The sequence below is a fragment of the Pseudomonas inefficax genome, assembly GCF_900277125.1.
Classification (GTDB): domain Bacteria; phylum Pseudomonadota; class Gammaproteobacteria; order Pseudomonadales; family Pseudomonadaceae; genus Aquipseudomonas; species Aquipseudomonas inefficax.
The window spans coordinates 98614-115345 of record NZ_OPYN01000179.1; the positions used below are offsets into that span (position 1 = coordinate 98614).

Annotated in this window: 17 protein-coding genes; 2 read left to right on the forward strand and 15 right to left on the reverse strand. The window is 62.3% G+C overall.

The window, feature by feature from the left end:
- Positions 1-6 precede the first annotated feature (6 nt).
- From sdhA to sdhC, 3 genes are read right to left on the reverse strand one after another with little or no spacing between them, the layout of a single operon-like run.
- Complete coding sequence (gene sdhA / locus JV551A3_RS22015) at positions 7-1779, reverse strand: succinate dehydrogenase flavoprotein subunit (RefSeq protein ID WP_112252986.1); 1773 nt, start codon at positions 1777-1779, stop codon at positions 7-9.
- Positions 1780-1782: 3 nt separating this feature from the next.
- Entirely contained in the window at positions 1783-2151 is a 369-nt protein-coding gene (gene sdhD, locus JV551A3_RS22020) for a succinate dehydrogenase, hydrophobic membrane anchor protein (RefSeq protein WP_003254214.1), read from the reverse strand.
- Positions 2145-2531 carry a succinate dehydrogenase, cytochrome b556 subunit gene (gene sdhC, locus JV551A3_RS22025; protein WP_012315350.1) on the reverse strand — a complete coding sequence of 129 codons (387 nt, stop codon included), beginning with the start codon at positions 2529-2531 and terminating at the stop codon, positions 2145-2147. The genes sdhD and sdhC overlap by 7 nt, the downstream gene beginning before the upstream one ends.
- A 352-nt stretch (positions 2532-2883) precedes the next feature.
- Between sdhC and gltA the strand changes: the two genes are divergently transcribed.
- Positions 2884-4173 carry a citrate synthase gene (gene gltA / locus JV551A3_RS22030; RefSeq protein WP_016711651.1) on the forward strand — a complete coding sequence of 430 codons (1290 nt, stop codon included), beginning with the start codon at positions 2884-2886 and terminating at the stop codon, positions 4171-4173.
- Between the two features lie 215 nt (positions 4174-4388).
- Here the strand turns inward: gltA and JV551A3_RS22035 are convergent, their stop codons facing one another.
- From JV551A3_RS22035 to JV551A3_RS22075, 9 genes are all read right to left on the reverse strand, one after another.
- Complete coding sequence (locus JV551A3_RS22035) at positions 4389-4994, reverse strand: START domain-containing protein (RefSeq protein WP_133974215.1); 606 nt, start codon at positions 4992-4994, stop codon at positions 4389-4391.
- Between the two features lie 33 nt (positions 4995-5027).
- Positions 5028-5282, reverse strand: a complete 255-nt coding sequence (locus JV551A3_RS22040; RefSeq protein WP_025339973.1) for a YkgJ family cysteine cluster protein — start codon at positions 5280-5282, stop codon at positions 5028-5030.
- Between the two features lie 130 nt (positions 5283-5412).
- Positions 5413-5904 carry a hypothetical protein gene (locus tag JV551A3_RS22045; protein ID WP_133974191.1) on the reverse strand — a complete coding sequence of 164 codons (492 nt, stop codon included), beginning with the start codon at positions 5902-5904 and terminating at the stop codon, positions 5413-5415.
- Between the two features lie 63 nt (positions 5905-5967).
- Positions 5968-7410 (reverse strand): aminotransferase-like domain-containing protein, encoded by a 1443-nt coding sequence (locus JV551A3_RS22050; protein ID WP_112252989.1) that lies wholly within the window; start codon positions 7408-7410, stop codon positions 5968-5970.
- 345 nt (positions 7411-7755) lie between these two features.
- Complete coding sequence (locus JV551A3_RS22055; protein ID WP_133974193.1) at positions 7756-8568, reverse strand: OmpA family protein; 813 nt, start codon at positions 8566-8568, stop codon at positions 7756-7758.
- A complete protein-coding gene (locus JV551A3_RS22060; protein WP_112252991.1) occupies positions 8565-8918 on the reverse strand; it encodes a DUF4398 domain-containing protein in 354 nt (117 codons plus the stop codon). The genes JV551A3_RS22055 and JV551A3_RS22060 overlap by 4 nt, the downstream gene beginning before the upstream one ends.
- Before the next feature lie 9 nt (positions 8919-8927).
- Positions 8928-9749: a substrate-binding periplasmic protein gene (locus JV551A3_RS22065; protein WP_133974195.1), complete on the reverse strand. Its 822-nt coding sequence runs from the start codon at positions 9747-9749 to the stop codon at positions 8928-8930.
- 214 nt (positions 9750-9963) lie between these two features.
- Positions 9964-10893, reverse strand: coding sequence for an electron transfer flavoprotein subunit alpha/FixB family protein (locus JV551A3_RS22070; protein ID WP_133974197.1), 930 nt, complete (start codon positions 10891-10893; stop codon positions 9964-9966).
- Positions 10894-11643: an electron transfer flavoprotein subunit beta/FixA family protein gene (locus JV551A3_RS22075; protein ID WP_014590265.1), complete on the reverse strand. Its 750-nt coding sequence runs from the start codon at positions 11641-11643 to the stop codon at positions 10894-10896.
- Between the two features lie 536 nt (positions 11644-12179).
- On the opposite strand from JV551A3_RS22075, the gene JV551A3_RS22085 reads away from it, so the two are divergent.
- Entirely contained in the window at positions 12180-13862 is a 1683-nt protein-coding gene (locus JV551A3_RS22085) for an electron transfer flavoprotein-ubiquinone oxidoreductase (protein WP_133974201.1), read from the forward strand.
- Positions 13863-14056: 194 nt separating this feature from the next.
- Here the strand turns inward: JV551A3_RS22085 and JV551A3_RS22090 are convergent, their stop codons facing one another.
- From JV551A3_RS22090 to JV551A3_RS22100, 3 genes are all read right to left on the reverse strand, one after another.
- Positions 14057-15379 (reverse strand): MFS transporter, encoded by a 1323-nt coding sequence (locus JV551A3_RS22090; RefSeq protein ID WP_133974203.1) that lies wholly within the window; start codon positions 15377-15379, stop codon positions 14057-14059.
- A 72-nt stretch (positions 15380-15451) separates the two neighbouring features.
- A complete protein-coding gene (locus JV551A3_RS22095) occupies positions 15452-15931 on the reverse strand; it encodes a histidine kinase (protein ID WP_133974205.1) in 480 nt (159 codons plus the stop codon).
- Positions 15932-16099: 168 nt separating this feature from the next.
- Positions 16100-16576: a sigma-70 family RNA polymerase sigma factor gene (locus tag JV551A3_RS22100; RefSeq protein WP_133974207.1), complete on the reverse strand. Its 477-nt coding sequence runs from the start codon at positions 16574-16576 to the stop codon at positions 16100-16102.
- Between the last annotated feature and the right edge of the window lie 156 nt (positions 16577-16732).

A 16732-nucleotide genomic window follows, 5' to 3' on the forward strand; every position in this document is an offset into this window, starting at 1 on the left:
CCATCCTCAGTAAGTCCGGACTTTTGGTTCGAAGGCTGGAACAGTCTTCGGCGCAAAGTTGACGCCACGCTTGGCGACGCGCTTCTCACCCGGGTAGTACAGGGTGTGGCACAGCCAGTTTTCGTCGTCACGGTCTTCGAAGTCTTCACGGGCGTGAGCGCCGCGGGACTCTTTACGGGCTTCGGCCGCAATGGCGGTAGCTTCGGCGACTTCCAGCAGGTTCTGCAGCTCCAGCGCTTCGATACGCGCGGTGTTGAAGGCCTGGGACTTGTCGTTGATCTTGACGTTGGCGATACGGTCACGCAGACCGGCCAACTGCTCGATACCCTTCTGCATGTATTCGCCAGTACGGAATACACCGAAGTAGTTCTGCATGCAGCTCTGCAGCTCGCGCTTCAGGCTGGCAACGTCTTCACCGGTGGTGCGCTCGTTCAGCTTGTTCAGGCGGTTCAGCGCAACATCGACGTCGGTGTCGCTGGCGTCGCGGTATTCCACGCCTTCGGTCAGCGCCTTTTCCAGGTGCAGGCCGGCAGCACGGCCGAACACCACCAGGTCGAGCAGCGAGTTGCCGCCCAGGCGGTTGGCACCGTGTACCGATACGCACGCCACTTCACCTACGGCGAACAGGCCCGGGATGATGTGATCGTTGCCTTCGGCGTCCATGGTGATGGCCTGGCCATGAATGTTGGTGGCAACGCCGCCCATCATGTAGTGGCAGGTCGGGATGACCGGCACCGGCGCGACCACTGGGTCGACGTGGGCGAAGGTCTTGGACAGTTCGCAGATACCTGGCAGGCGGCTGTGCAGCACTTCCTCGCCCAGGTGGTCCAGCTTCAGCAGTACGTGGTCCTTGTTCGGGCCCACGCCGTTGCCGGCGATGATTTCCTTGACCATGGAACGGGCGACCACGTCGCGGCCGGCCAGGTCTTTCGCGTTCGGCGCATAACGCTCCATGAAGCGCTCGCCGTGGGCGTTGATCAGGTAGCCACCCTCACCGCGGCAACCTTCGGTGACCAGTACACCGGCGCCGGCGATGCCGGTCGGGTGGAACTGCCACATTTCGATGTCCTGCACCGGCACGCCAGCACGCAGGGCCATGCCCACGCCGTCACCGGTGTTGATCAGGGCGTTGGTGGTGGAGGCGTAGATACGGCCGGCACCGCCAGTGGCCAGCACGGTGGCCTTGGACTTGATGTACAGGGTCTCGCCGGTTTCGATGCAGATCGCGATCACGCCAACGAATGCGCCGTCCTGGTTCTTCACCAGGTCAACTGCGTAGTACTCGTTGAGGAAAGTGGTGCCGGCTTTCAGGTTGCCCTGGTACAGGGTGTGCAGCAGCGCGTGACCGGTACGGTCGGAAGCGGCGCAGGTACGGGCAGCCTGGCCACCCTTGCCGAAGTCCTTGGACTGGCCACCGAACGGACGCTGGTAGATACGACCGGTTTCGGTACGCGAGAACGGCAGGCCCATGTGGTCCAGCTCGAAGACCGCAGCCGGGCCTTCCTGACACATGTATTCGATAGCGTCCTGGTCACCGATGTAGTCGGAGCCCTTGACGGTATCGTACATGTGCCAGCGCCAATCGTCGTTCGGGTCGGCCGAAGCGATGGCGCAGGTGATGCCGCCCTGGGCGGATACAGTGTGCGAACGGGTCGGGAAGACCTTGGTGACCACGGCAGTCTTGTGGCCGCCTTGAGCCAGCTGCAGCGCAGCGCGCATGCCGGCACCGCCGCCACCGATGATGATGGCGTCGAAGGAAATGGTTGGAATGCTAGCCATGGATCAGATACCCCAGAGAATCTGCACACCCCAGACGAAGTAAGCGAACATCGCAACGCCGCATACCGCCTGGAACAGGAAACGAATCGCAGTTGCCGACTTGCCGAACGACATTGGCGTCAGGTAGTCGGTCGCAATGGTCCACATGCCGACCCAGGCGTGAGCGCCCAGGGCAACGAGGGCCAGCAGACTGAAGATCCGCATCGCGTTGTTGGAGAACAGACCATGCCACTGGGTGTAGTCGATGCCTGGGTGGGCGACCACGTAGCCGATCAGGAAGAGGAAGTAAGCCGCGAGAACGACCGCAGAAACGCGCTGCGCCATCCAGTCATAGAGGCCCGAACGCGACAGGTTCGTGACATTGGTTACCATACCCAAACTCCCACCAGAACGATCAGCACCACGGAGATGACGATCACGATTTTCGAGCCCAGCTTGCCGCCTTCCAGCGTCTCACCGATGCCCATGTCCATGATCAGGTGACGTACACCTGCCACGAGGTGATAAAGCAGGGCGGACAGCAGGCCCCAGGTCACGAATTTGGCCAGCGGGCTGGTCAGACACGCCTTCACCTCACCGAAGCCTTCCTCGGAACCCAGCGACTTGCCCAGTGCATAAAGCATGATGGCAAGGCCGAGGAACAGGATGACGCCGGAGATACGATGCAGGATGGACGTGTACGCAGTGACGGGGAGCTTGATGGTCCTTAGGTCTAGGTTTACAGGTCGTTGGCTTTTCACGGCTTTTTTCACACTGAAGAGCCCCTAGCGAATCAGGGCAAAGTTGTTGGTAAGTGTACTGGTCAGGTACCCACCACCCAGGGAACGGCGACCCCCAGCAGTTCGGGCTTGCAAGCCCCTGGCGGTCGGGTTGCGAGTATAGACAGTTAGGCTGCTTATGACAACGTGACGGGGTAGCCCAAATAGCGCATTGCCTTTAGCTTGCAAAAGGCGTAAATGGGCGAGAATTTCGCGAAAAATCAGGCCTCAATGCCTGTTTCAACAAGCCTTTAGGCAAATTGACATCTGAATTTATCCCTCTATAGTGGTGCGGGCCCTGCGTGGGGGGTCTGTCTGATGATTTCAAGCATTAATAGGAGGCCACATGGCTGACAAAAAAGCGCAGTTGGTCATCGAGGGCGCTGCCCCCGTCGAGCTGCCCATTTTAACCGGCACCGTTGGTCCTGATGTAATCGACGTCCGCGGGTTGGGGGCCACTGGTCACTTCACCTTCGACCCTGGTTTCATGGCGACTGCCTCGTGCGAGTCGAAGATCACCTACATTGACGGCGACAAAGGTATCCTGCTGCACCGCGGCTACCCGATCGAGCAACTCGCCGAACAGTCCGACTACCTCGAAACCTGCTACCTGCTGCTCAACGGCGAACTGCCGAATGCCGAGCAGAAGGCCCAGTTCGTCAGCACCGTGAAGAACCACACCATGGTTCACGAGCAGCTGAAGTCCTTCTTCAACGGCTTCCGCCGCGATGCCCACCCGATGGCGGTGATGTGCGGCGTGGTCGGCGCCCTGTCGGCGTTCTATCACGACTCCCTGGACATCAATAACCCGCAACACCGCGAAATTTCCGCGGTGCGCCTGGTCGCCAAGATGCCGACCCTGGCCGCGATGGTTTACAAGTACTCCATGGGCCAGCCGATGATGTACCCGCGCAACGACCTGTCGTACGCGGAAAACTTCCTGCACATGATGTTCAACACCCCGTGCGAGATCAAACCGATCAGCCCGGTGCTGGCCAAGGCGATGGACCGGATCTTCATCCTCCACGCCGACCACGAGCAGAACGCCTCCACTTCTACCGTTCGTCTGGCCGGTTCGTCGGGTGCCAACCCGTTCGCCTGTATCGCCGCCGGCATCGCCGCACTGTGGGGCCCGGCCCACGGCGGTGCGAACGAAGCGGTACTGACCATGCTCGATGAAATCGGCGATGTCTCGAACATCGACAAGTTCATCGCCAAGGCCAAGGACAAGAACGACCCGTTCAAGCTCATGGGCTTCGGTCACCGCGTGTACAAGAACCGCGACCCGCGCGCCACCGTGATGAAGCAGACCTGCGACGAAGTCCTGCGCGAACTGGGCATCAAGAACGACCCGCAGCTGGAACTGGCCATGCGCCTGGAAGAGATCGCCCTGACCGATCCGTACTTCATCGAGCGCTCGCTGTACCCGAACGTCGACTTCTACTCGGGGATCATCCTCAAGGCGATCGGCATTCCGACCAGCATGTTCACCGTTATCTTCGCCCTGGCACGTACCGTGGGCTGGATCTCGCACTGGAAAGAAATGCTCTCCAGCCCGTACAAGATCGGCCGCCCGCGCCAGCTGTACACCGGCGAGCAGAAGCGCGACATCGTTGCACTGCAGGACCGCAAGTAAGCGTTGATCGCCGAACGCAAGAAGGCTGCCCTCGGGCAGCCTTTTTTATTTCTGCTCGGCGCGATGCGGTTTTGTGGGAGCGGCCTTGTGTCGCGAAAGGGGCGCGGAGCGGCCCCGGGATCTTAGGCTTACCGCAATATTGCCGGGGCTGCTTCGCAGCCCTTTCGCGACGCAAGGCCGCTCCCACAAGAAGCAGCCCTCACTAGGGCCGCCCCTCAGTTTTTCTCAGCCCGCTCCCGCAACCCTTTCAGGGTATTGAACGGCGCATCCACCACGAACTTGTTGGCCACCATCGCCGGCACGCTACCGCCCGGCTCGGTGTGTACCTGATAGGTCACTTCCGTGCTGTCGCCCTTGGGCACCAGTTTCCAGAAGCCTTCGACCTTCGCGACCCGCACAAAGCCCTTCTCTTCCGGGATATAGGTCGGCTCTTCCTTCAGGTTGCGCACCAGGCTGCCATCAGCACCCTTGACCGTGGTCACATGCAGCACCGAGTCCCGCGGCGTCACCGGCCATGGCGTATTGAACTGGGTGTAGGTCCAGCTCTGATCACCTTCGTGCTTGAGCAGCTTCTGCGACTTGCATTCGTGAATCCAGGCACAAGCCCCGACCACGTCCTCCTGCAACGCCTGCACCTTGGCCAGCGGCGCCTTGATCAAGGTGACGCCTTGATAGGCCTTGTACTTGGAACCGGCCACTTCGCTGAGGGAAACCTTGATCCCCTCCTCGTCCTTGGCCACCTGCCAGTTTTCGGCCCAGGCAGCAGGCGAAAGCAGAACACCCATGCCACACAGCAGTGCAATACGCTTGAACGATCTCATCATGTTTATCCTTGTTGTCGAAGATCCAGCCTGTCACGCCGCCGTCATCTGCTCCCACCAACCGAGAATCCTGATGGCCTCGTCACGGTCACTGCCGCACACCTCGACATCCGCCTTGAAACCGCCACACACTGCCGGCCGCTCGGGCTTGCCGAACAGGTCGCAGAGGTTGTCGACGGTCAGATGCAGGCAGCGCTCGCCAGCCGGCTTGCCATTGGGCATGCGCGGCATCGCAGAGGTAATGGACGGGGCGATGCAGCAGGCACCACAACCCTCACGGCAATTCATGGCTATTCACCAAAATCAGGACTCCCTGGAACAAAACGGGACGAACGTCCCTGGATAGTAACCGCTCAAACAGGCGTTTGAAATTGCTGGCATGATGAAATCTGCCGTGACCCGGCAGTCAGTTCACCGGCTACTGCCGGTACTCGAAATCGATGGCCGCCCCTTCCACGTCCCGACGGCTATCATTGCGCAGTTGCAGCTGCATTTCGTTGCTGATCAACCGGCCATTGAGCTGGAACGGGCTGTCGCTGGTCTCCGGCTTCTCAGTGAACATGGGCGGCAGCAAAGGTTTGCGTCGCTGTATAGGCGAAGGGCTGCCCACATTCGGCTCAAGGTTATCGACCATGTCGGCCGGCAGGCTGAGGTCGAGCTTCGCCTTGGGTAGCGGCTGGGCAATCTCCTTGCTCACCGGCTTGCGTGCCGCCCTGGCCTTGCTCTTACCGGCTTTTTTTGCCGCCTGCTTGTGCGCAGGCCTGGCTGCAGCCTTCTGCGCCGGCTTGGCTTTCTGCACCGGCCTGGCCGCCTGCGCCTGGCCTGCCGGCTGCGCAGCCTGGGCAACACCAGCCAGGCTGCACAGCGGTACAAGACACAGAATGAGGGCAAAACGGCGCAAAGCATTCATGGCAAATGGACAGACTGGCAGGAAAAGTGCGTATGCTCCCTGTTCCACGGGCGCGTGGCAAGTCTACAAAAGGGCTGCCGCTGGCTCCCGGCACAATTGCTGGGCCAGCAAACCGAGCGTGATCACCGCGCGCTCGGCTTCCTTGTTCCAGGGTATGCCGCAATTAAGGCGTATGCAGTGGTTGAACTGCTCGGTATTACTGAATATCAGCCCCGGCGCAATACTGATGCCCTGCTCCAGCGCGCGCACATGCAGCTCCTGGGTATTGACCCGCCCCGGCAGGCTCACCCACAGAATGAAACCGCCCGTCGGCCGGGTCATCTGGGTACCCTCGGGGAAGTGCTGCTGCACCGCCAGCTGGTAGGCACTGAGGTTCTTGCGGTACTCCTGGCGGATGTAACGCAGGTGCCGGTCGTAGCCGCCATTTTCCAGGTAGGCCGCCACACCCATCTGCGTCACGCTGCAGGCCGAGTGGGTGGTGAAGGTTTGCAGGCGCTGGATTTCGTCCTGATAGCGCCCGGCGACCATCCAGCCGACCCGCACCCCAGGGGAAAGGGTCTTGGAAAAACTCGAGCAGTAGATCACCCGGTCCAGCCGGTCGAACGCCTTCAGCGCCTTGGTCTTGCCCTGCTCGAACATCAATTCGCCATAGATGTCATCCTCGACGATCTGGATATCGAAGTCCGACGCCAGCCGCAGCAACTGCTTCTGCCGCTCCTCCGGGACAGTGCCGCCGAGCGGGTTGCTAAGGCGGGCGGTCAGGACCAGGGCCTTGATCGACCATTGGTTGGCCGCTAGTTGCAGGGCCTCGAGGCTGATGCCGGTGGAGGGGTCGCTGGGGATCTCGATCACCTTCAGGCCCAGCAGGTCAGCCAGTTGCAACAGACCGTAATAGGTAGGCGATTCGGCGGCGATCAGGTCGCCGGGACGGGTCAGCACGCGCAGCGACATCTGCAGCGCATCGACACAGCCATGGGTCACGATCACTTCACGCGGGTCGACCAGCACACCGGCATCACGCATGCGAATGGCGATCTGCCGGCGCAGCGGCTCGAAACCGGGGCTGAACATGTAGCTGAAGGCACGCGGGCTATGGAAGCGCGTCACCTTGGCAATCTGCTGGTGCAGGGCACGGACCGGCAGGTAGTCGACGTGCGGCACAGCGGCGCCGAATGGGAACACGCCATCACGGCGTGCCTCGGTCAGTACCTGCTGGATGATACTGGCGCGGGTGACCAGGCCGGGGCGCTCCACCCGAGCGATGTCCGGCGTCTGCGCGGTCAGGGCCGGAGTCTGGTGCACATAGTAGCCGGACTGCGGCCGCGCACGGATCAGCCCTTGGTCCTCGAGATTGGCATAGGCCTGCAGCACCGTGGCATGGCTGACGTTGAGCTGGGCGCTCATCTTGCGCACGGAGGGCACTCGCTCGCCTGGCTGGTAGACACCGCGACGGATGTCATCGGCCAGTTGCTGGGCGATACGCTGGTACAGCAGCAGGTTGGTCATGGCTGGCTCTCGACGCGCGGACGGGCTCGTTGTTCTTGTGTCGCTCACTGACGGTAGAGGATACCGTAACAGTTGCAAAGTGTACTGGGACAGATCGCAGGATAGTCAACAATACAGTTGCGTGACAGCTATGGAAACAATCAAGCCCCGGGTAGCCCGACGAAAAGAGGGGCTGCTTCGCAGCCCATCGCAGGCAAGCCAGCTCCCACAAGGATCGCACCAGCCTTTAGAAATTGAGCAAGACAGTTGATCCCACTTCGACACATTGACCTTAAGCCCTGCGCATTACCTGTGGGAGCTGGCTTGCCTGCGATGGGCCGCAAAGCGGCCCCCCTTTCACCCGATTCAGCGTGCTGGCGCCAGCTTACCCTTGTCATCGGAGAACACGATCTCCACGCGGCGGTTCTGCGCCCTGCCCCGCTCCGAGGCATTGGCCTCGATCGGATACTGGTCGCCGTACCCCTCGACCTGCAGACGCTTCTCGTCAATGCCCAGGTCCACCAGCATGTCGGCCACGGCCTGCGCCCGGTCGCGGGACAGCTTCAGGTTATCTTCGGCCGGCCCGGTACTGTCGGTGTAGCCCTCGATCCGCACCACCCGGCGCGGATTGAGCTGAAGGAACTGCACCAGCTTGAGCACGGTACGGCTTGCCGAGTTCTTCAGGTCGGCGCGGCCGGTGTCGAACAGCACGTCCCCCAGGGTCATTACCAGACCACGGTCGGCCTGCTCGGAGGCCAGCGCAGCGATCTGCGATTCGATCCACTTGCCCTGCTGCTGAACACTGGCCAGTTTGGCCTCGCGCAGGGCCAGCTGCAGGCGCTGGCGCTCCAGGTCGAGCTTGGCCTGGCGTTCCTGGTTCAGCGCCAGCTTGGCATGCTCGCTGGCAATTTCGCTGTAGCGCTGGCTCAGGTAGGCGTAATGGCGCACGTCGGCACCGGTGCCGATGTAGCTGGACAGGCGCTCGGCGCGGGCCAGCGACTCGCCGGCGCGAATCACGTCACGCGGCGCGCTGCGCAGCACATCGGAATCGTCCTTGACCTTCTGGAAGGCCGCGGCAGCGTCATCCAGTGCTGCGCTGCTGCGCTGGCTGGCGCAACCTTGCAAACCTGCCGCCAGCGCCAGCACGGCCAGCGCGGCCAATGGCACACGACGGATCATGGTTGCACCTCCAACTGCTTGCGCAGGCGCTGCACCCGCGACTGCAGCAATTGCAGCTGCTCTTCGCTCTTCTGGTTCAACACCTGGGCCTCGGCCAGGCGTGCATCCAGTTCGGCCTGCTCGGCACGCATGCGCGCATCGCGGTAGTCTTCGGTGAGCATGTTGGTCTTGGCCCGGGCCAGCTTGTCTTCAGCCAGCTTGAGCGCATCGACCTGCTCGGTGGCACCGACGGCCCTGGCCTGCGCCAGTGCCTGTTCGGAGATGCGCATCTGCTCGTCAGGGGCCGGATCGTTGGCGCAGCCAGCCAGGCCAAGCACGGCCAGGGCAAGGATCAATGGTTGGGTTCTCACGCAATCTTCCTAGTGTTTGGGGGCGTCCGACGGCACCTGCAGCTGCGCTTTCCAGCGCTCGACATTACGTTGCAGCACGGCTTCGGACGCACCGGAGATCGGCAATTCTGTCAGTTTTTTCGCCAGTTGCCCACGCAACCAGCTGTCATTGCAAGCCGAATTGTGGGAAAGGGCCAGATACAGACCCGGCCGATCCACCGGCAGGCCGCGGGCGATCAGGTCATTGCTCATGCCCAGGCTCTGGGCCATGGCCATGCCCGAATAGCGGCCAGCGAGCACATAATCCACCTGGCCGAGCACCAGCTTCTGGAACGCCTGGGTCAGGTTCTGTGCTGGCACCAGCTTCAGCTGGGCCTTGGCGAAAGCGGTAAAGGCCGGGGTCAGCCGCGCGCGCTCGGACAAACTGCCCTGGTACTGCGCCAGGTCCGCCGGGCCTTCGAAGGCCAGTGTGGCGTCGTGGCGCGTCCACACCAGGTATTCGTTGAGCTGCAGGGGTGGGTGGATGTAGTCCAGCGCAGTCAGTTGCTCCACCTGCATGGGGGTGTCGAGCAGCAGGTCCATGCGCCCGCTACGTACTTCTTCCAGCGCCTGGTCACGACGGCCGGCGCTCAGCACCTCCACTTTCACGCCCAGCTCGCCAGCCACCTGGCGCAGCAGGTCGACGTTGGCGCCGATCAGGTGTTTCGGGTCGTTCGGGTCCTGCCATGAATAGGGCGGCGCATCAGGGCTGCCGGTTGCTACCAGGCGTTCGCACTTGCCTGCCGCCATGGCCAGTGGTGACATCAGCAATGCCACACATGCCAGCGCCTTGCCCGTTCCGCACAATGTCATCCCTCACTCCTTGTATTGCTTCGCACCCTAGCGGCACACGCCGCCCCTGTAGGAGCAGCCTTGTGCTGCGAAAGGGCCTGCATGAACAACAAATATCTATGGCTGTGACTGCCTCTTCGCAGCACAAGGCTGCTCCTACAGGGGCCAGGACAGGTCACAAAAAAACCCGGCCCCCTGTACGAGGGCCGGGTTCTTTATAAGTGAAGCAGGCGGATCAGACCAGCTTTTCCAGCTCCGGAACCGCTTCGAACAGGTCAGCGACCAGGCCGTAGTCGGCTACCTGGAAGATCGGCGCTTCTTCGTCCTTGTTGATCGCCACGATCACCTTGGAGTCCTTCATGCCGGCCAGGTGCTGGATCGCGCCGGAGATACCTACGGCGATGTACAGCTGTGGCGCTACGATCTTGCCGGTCTGGCCGACCTGCATGTCGTTCGGCACGAAGCCTGCGTCGACCGCGGCGCGCGAAGCACCGACGGCAGCACCGAGCTTGTCGGCCAGGCTGTACAGGTGCTTGAAGTTGTCACCGTTGCCCATGCCACGGCCGCCGGAAACGACGATCTTGGCAGCGGTCAGCTCTGGGCGATCGGACTTGGCCAGCTCTTCGCCAACGAAGGCCGAGATGCCAGCGTTGTGCGCAGCACCAACGGCTTCGATGGCAGCCGAACCACCTTCGGCGGCCACGGCGTCGAAGCCGGTGGTACGCACGGTGATGACCTTGATGGCGGCGCTCGATTGCACGGTGGCAATGGCGTTACCGGCATAGATCGGGCGCTTGAAGGTGTCGGCGGACTCGACCGAGATGATCTCGGAAATCTGGTCAACGTCCAGCAGCGCGGCAACGCGCGGCAGGATGTTCTTGCCGTTGGTGGTGGCCGGGGCCAGTACGTGGCTGTAGGCCTTGGCCAGCTCGACAATCAGCGGCGCGACGTTTTCCGGCAGCACATGGGCGTAGGCAGCGTTATCGGCAACCAGCACCTTGGCCACGCCAGCGATCTTGGCTGCGGACTCGGCAACGCCGCCCACGTTCTGGCCAGCGACCAGCACGTGCACATCACCACCAATCTTGGCGGCAGCAGCAACAGTGTTCAGGGTGGCCGGGGCTACGGCACCGTTTTCGTATTCAGCGACAACCAGGATAGTCATTTAGATTACCTTCGCTTCGTTCTTCAGCTTCTCGACCAGTTCGGCCACCGATTTGACCTTGATGCCAGCGCTGCGGGCAGCCGGGGCTTCAACCTTCAGGGTCTTGTTGGTGGAGGCGAGGGAAACGCCCAGCGCGTCTGGGGTGACGGTCTCCAGCGGCTTCTTCTTGGCCTTCATGATGTTCGGCAGCGACGCGTAACGTGGCTCGTTCAGGCGCAGGTCGGTGGTGACGATGGCCGGCAGGTTCAGTGCAACGGTCTGCAGGCCGCCGTCGATTTCACGGGTGACGTTCAGCTTGTCGCCAGCCACTTCGACCTTGGAGGCGAAGGTGCCCTGGGCGAAGCCGGTCAGCGCAGCCAGCATCTGGCCGGTCTGGTTGTTGTCGCTGTCGATGGCCTGCTTGCCGAGGATGACCAGCTGCGGCTGCTCTTTGTCGACAACGGCTTTCAGCGCCTTGGCCACGGCCAGGGAGTTCAGTTCGTCAGCGGCTTCGACCAGGATGGCACGGTCGGCACCCAGGGCCAGGGCGGTACGCAGCTGCTCCTGGGCAGTGGTCGGGCCGACGGAAACGACGACGATCTCGGTGGCGACGCCCTTTTCCTTCAGGCGTACGGCTTCTTCCACGGCGATTTCGCAGAAGGGGTTCATGGACATCTTGACGTTAGCAAGGTCGACGCCGGAGTTGTCCGCCTTGACGCGAACCTTGACGTTGTAGTCGACCACTCGTTTGACAGCTACAAGAACCTTCATGGATTCCTCGTTACTCTCCGGTGAATAGATAGTCGCCTGGGGCCAGGCCCGGCGATGCGCGTGGGTACAAGGGCACCTCTAAAAACGTACCGGGAGGCGGTAACTTCACAGTGACCGAACAGTCTTGTCCGGACTCTTGCGACGAATACTTACGGGTCATTTTCTGTCGTGGCGTGTAAACTCCACTACAAACCGGCCCAAGGCCGCAAAACCCTGCTCCACACCTGGTCTTTAGAGGTGTACCTGCGCCCGGCTGCAAGCCTACGGCGAACGTAAAACCGCTCGTATCTTGACCGTAACACCCAATCCGGTCAATACGGCAAATCGGTCACCCTCCAGCCGCGTTCCTGTGATTTTACTGGCCTGCGGCAAATTCAAACAAACGTTTGTATTGGACCCGCCAAGTGGTGTAGATATAATGCGCGGCCAAGACAAAACGGTGTAGTCCGTCATTTGCCCAGCTACAGTTCCGCCGTTGCGTAGAACCGCTGCGAATGCCCCCGCACCCATAAGACAAAGCAACAGCACGAGCCTTGATGAGTAGGAGAGAACCAGTGGAACGCGAATACATGGAATTCGACGTGGTCATCGTCGGCGCAGGCCCGGCGGGCCTGTCCGCCGCCTGCCGCCTGAAGCAGAAGGCCGCCGAAGCCGGTAGCGAAATCAGCGTCTGCGTGGTGGAAAAAGGCTCTGAAGTCGGCGCCCACATCCTCTCCGGCGCAGTGTTCGAACCTCGCGCCCTGAACGAGCTGTTCCCAGACTGGAAAGAGCTCGGCGCGCCGTTGAACACCGAAGTGAAGCGTGACGACATCTACGTGCTCAAGGATGCCGGCAGTTCGACCAAGGTGCCTGACCTGTTCGTGCCCAAGACCATGCACAACCAGGGCAACTACATCATCTCGCTGGGCAACCTCTGCCGCTGGCTGGCCCAGCAGGCCGAGAACCTGGGCGTGGAAGTCTACCCAGGCTTCGCCGCCCAGGAAGCGCTGTTCGATGAAAACGGCGTGGTGCGCGGCATTGTCACCGGTGACATGGGCGTCGACCGTGAAGGCAACCCGAAAGATGGTATGTACACCCCTGGCATGGAGCTGCGTGGCAAGTACACCCTGTTCGCCGAAGGTTGCCGTGGCCACATCGGCAAGCAACTGATCAAGCGCTTCAACCTGGATAGCGAAGCCGACGTCCAGCACTACGGCATCGGCCTGAAGGAAATCTGGGAAATCGACCCGGCCAAGCACGAGCAGGGCCTGGTGGTGCACACCGCCGGCTGGCCGCTGGATGTGATGGCCAAGGACAACACCGGCGGCTCGTTCCTCTATCACCTGGAAAACAACCAGGTGGTGGTCGGCCTGATCGTCGATTTGTCCTACGCCAACCCGTACCTGTCGCCGTTTGACGAATTCCAGCGCCTGAAGCACCACCCGGTGATGAGCCAGTACCTCGAAGGCGGCAAGCGCATCAGCTATGGTGCCCGTGCCATCTGCAAGGGCGGCTTCAACTCGCTGCCGAAGATGGTCTTCAACGGCGGCGCGCTGATCGGCTGTGACCTGGGCACCCTGAACTTCGCCAAAATCAAGGGCAGCCACACCGCGATGAAGTCCGGCATGCTGGCCGCCGAAGCGGTGGCCGACGCTCTGATCGCCGGCAGCGAGGGCGGTGACCAGCTGAACGGCTACGTCAGCGCCTTCAAGGCGAGCTGGCTGTACGAGGAGCTGTTCGCCAGCCGCAACTTCGGCCCGGCCATGCACAAGTTCGGCCCACTGCTGGGCGCAGCGTTCAACTATGTCGACCAGAACTGGTTCGGCGGCAAGCTGCCGTTCACCCTGCACGACACCAAGCCGGACTACGCCTGCCTCAAGCTGGCGGCCGAGTCGCAGAAGATCGATTACCCGAAACCGGACGGCAAGCTCAGCTTCGACAAGCTCAGCTCGGTATTCCTCTCCAGCACCAACCACGAAGAGGAACAACCCTGCCACCTGAAGCTTGCCGACCCGAACGTGCCGATCGCCAGCAACCTGCCGCTGTACGACGAGCCGGCCCAGCGCTACTGCCCGGCGGGCGTGTACGAAGTGGTCACCCAGGAGGACGGCAACAAGCGCTTCCAGATCAACGCGCAGAACTGCGTGCACTGCAAGACCTGCGACATCAAGGACCCGGCCCAGAACATCACCTGGGTCACCCCTGAAGGCGCTGGCGGGCCGAACTACCCGAACATGTAAGGCCCTGCCCTTGCGCTAATTAAAAGCCCCCGGTTCTCACGAGCCGGGGGCTTTTTGTTTTGCCTGTTCTGGCTGTATTGGCCCGTGTAGGAGCGGCCTTGTGTCGCGATGGGGCGCGCAGCGGCCCCAAGATCTCCGCACCAGCACAAACTGCCGGGGCTGCTGCGCAGCCCTATCGCGACACAAGGCCGCTCCTACAATGACTGCGTGAGCTGGAGGTCTGGCTCAGTCATTGCGAGCGACTCGCGACGCCCGAAATACCAGGCGGTAAGCAGCCCGACCGTGCCCATGACCAGACAAAAGCCGACACACACCCACGGGCTCCACGGCATCAGCGCAATCAGCGCCAGCGGTGTGGTGCTGGCCCAAAGTGCGTAGGCCACGTTGTAGGTGAAGGAAATGCCCGACACGCGGATCTCGGCCGGGAACAACCCGACCATCACTGACGGCACCACTCCCACCACACCGCAGCTCAACCCCGCCAGCGCATAGGCCAGCCAGGTCATGCCCCACTGCCCCACCAGGCTGGCGTACAACGCGCCGATGCCCAGCGGCAGCAGCAGGCTGTAGAGCATCAGTGCGCGCCAGGCGCCCGCGCGGTCGACCAGCAACCCGGCCAGCACGCAACCGATATTGAGGAAGACGATGCCCACGCTGCTCAGAGCGAAGGTATGCCCCGCCGTCATGCCGAAGCGCTGCTGCATCACCGTCGGGGTAATCACCACCAGCACCACCACGGCGGACGTCAGCACACAGGTCAGCAGCGCCGCCGGTACCAACGCCCGGCGGTGTTCGCCCAGTACCCGCCGCAGCGGGAAGCTCACCGGCTGCTGCTGGCGCGCGCGCAGGGCAAGGAACACCGGTGTTTCGCTGAGCCAACGACGCAGCCACACGCCGATCACGCCGAATACCCCGCCGAGCAGGAACGGATAGCGCCAGGCGTAGTCGAGGATTTCCTGCGGGGTGAACAGCTGTGCCAGCAAGGTCGCGGTCAACGCCCCCAGCAGGTAGCCGAAGGTCAGCCCGGCCTGCAGGAAGCCCAAGGCGTAGCCGCGGCGACCGGCTGGCGCGTGCTCGGCGACGAAGGTCCAGGCGCTCGGCACCTCGCCGCCCACCGCCGCGCCCTGCAGGATGCGCAGGGCCAGCAGGATCAGCGGCGCGGCATAGCCGATGTCGGCGTAAGTCGGCATCACCCCGATCAACAGGCACGGCAGGGCCATCATCAGGATACTCAGGCTGAACACCCGCTTGCGCCCCAGGTGGTCGGCGAAATGCGCCATCAGGATGCCACCCAGCGGCCGCGCCAGGTAGCCGGTGACAAAGATTCCGAAGCTTTGCAGCAGGCGCAGCCATTCGGGCATCTCGGGCGGGAAGAACAGCTGGCTGAGGGTCAGCGCAAAGAATACGAAGATGATGAAGTCGTAGATTTCCAGCGCGCCGCCCAACGCCGCCAGGCCCAGGGTCCGGTGGTCGCCGCGGCTGAACCGGGGCGGGCGAGCGGTATCGATGGCAGTCATGGCAGGGTCCGCAAATCGGCAAAGGGCAAGAGGATAGCAAATAGCTGCCCCCTTGCCCCGCCCGCGGCGGCTTTAGCGGCTGAACATGCTATTGACGAAATTGGCCCGGGGCCGTGGCCGCGCCGTAGCAGCCGGCATGCTGCCCGGCAGCGGCGGCTTGCCGACCAGCAGCGGCGTATCGATGATCGCCATGAATGCCTCCAGTGCCTCGTTGTCGGGCGCCTGGGGCAGGCTCAGGCTGACGGCCTGGCGCTCGGTCTGCGGCACCAATGGCACCTGCAACTGGGTAGAGTGATAAAGCAGGGCATGCTGGATCTGCGTGCTGACGCGACAGAAGCGCGCCAGATCGACCCCGGCATGGCTGGCCAGCTCGATATTGCCCAACAACAGGTGGAAAGGCTGCAAGGCACTCAGCACCAGGCGCTGCAGCTCCTCGAAGCTGTCCACTGGCGCTATCCGGTAGTAACCCAGGCCGTTGAGCAGCCGCTCCAGCTGCAGGCGCTGGCAGGGGTGTGCGTCGGCGATGAGGATGCGCAGGGTCTTGTTGGCCATGGCGGGACCTGGGCAGTTGGGTAATGGGTAGGCTCCATGACCATACTGCGCCAGTAACGGCTGTTGCCAAGGCTACGCCTGGCAGGGGTCTTCTTTGATAGAAGTCGGGAAAACCGCGGAAATCAAGTGATCGACTGACGGAATTTTCATCTACATTCAACCCGGCGCTCAGGATTCCCACTCGCGCATGCGCACCCGGCAGTGCTTCATGGCATTGACGATGTGCTTTTCCACCAGGCTGCGGGAAATCCCCAGGTGCTCGGCAATCTGCTGGTGTGACAGACCTTCCAGCTTGCGCAGCAGGAAGCAGTCGCGGCAGACCTTGCTCAGCTCACCCAGGGCGCGCTGCATCAGCGCCAGCCGCTGGTCGAACTGCATGTTGTAGGTCGGCGCCGGGGTGTGCCAGCGCTCGTCGCTGTCCAGCACCTCCAGCGGCTCGGCCTGGCGTACCTGATGCCGCCGGTGGCGGTCGACCACGAGGTTGAGCGCGGTGCGGTAAAGGAAGGCACGCGGGTGCTCGATGCGCTCGGCGTCGGTGCGTTCCAGCACCCGCAGATAGGCATCGTGCGCCACGTCTTCGGCGGCCTGACGATTGCCCAGGCGCGCGGAAAGGAAGCCCACCAGTTCGCGATAGTAATGTTCCACGACGTTACCTGAGATCGTCCTGCCAGCCTATGCCAGAAAGCCCTTTCAGGCAGCAACGCGGGACCGAGTGATGTCAGCGTGCGATCTTACAAATTATAATTATTCTCAGCAACAAGGTGCATGGAGCAACGCCGTCGCCGCCCCAAGTGTATGCGC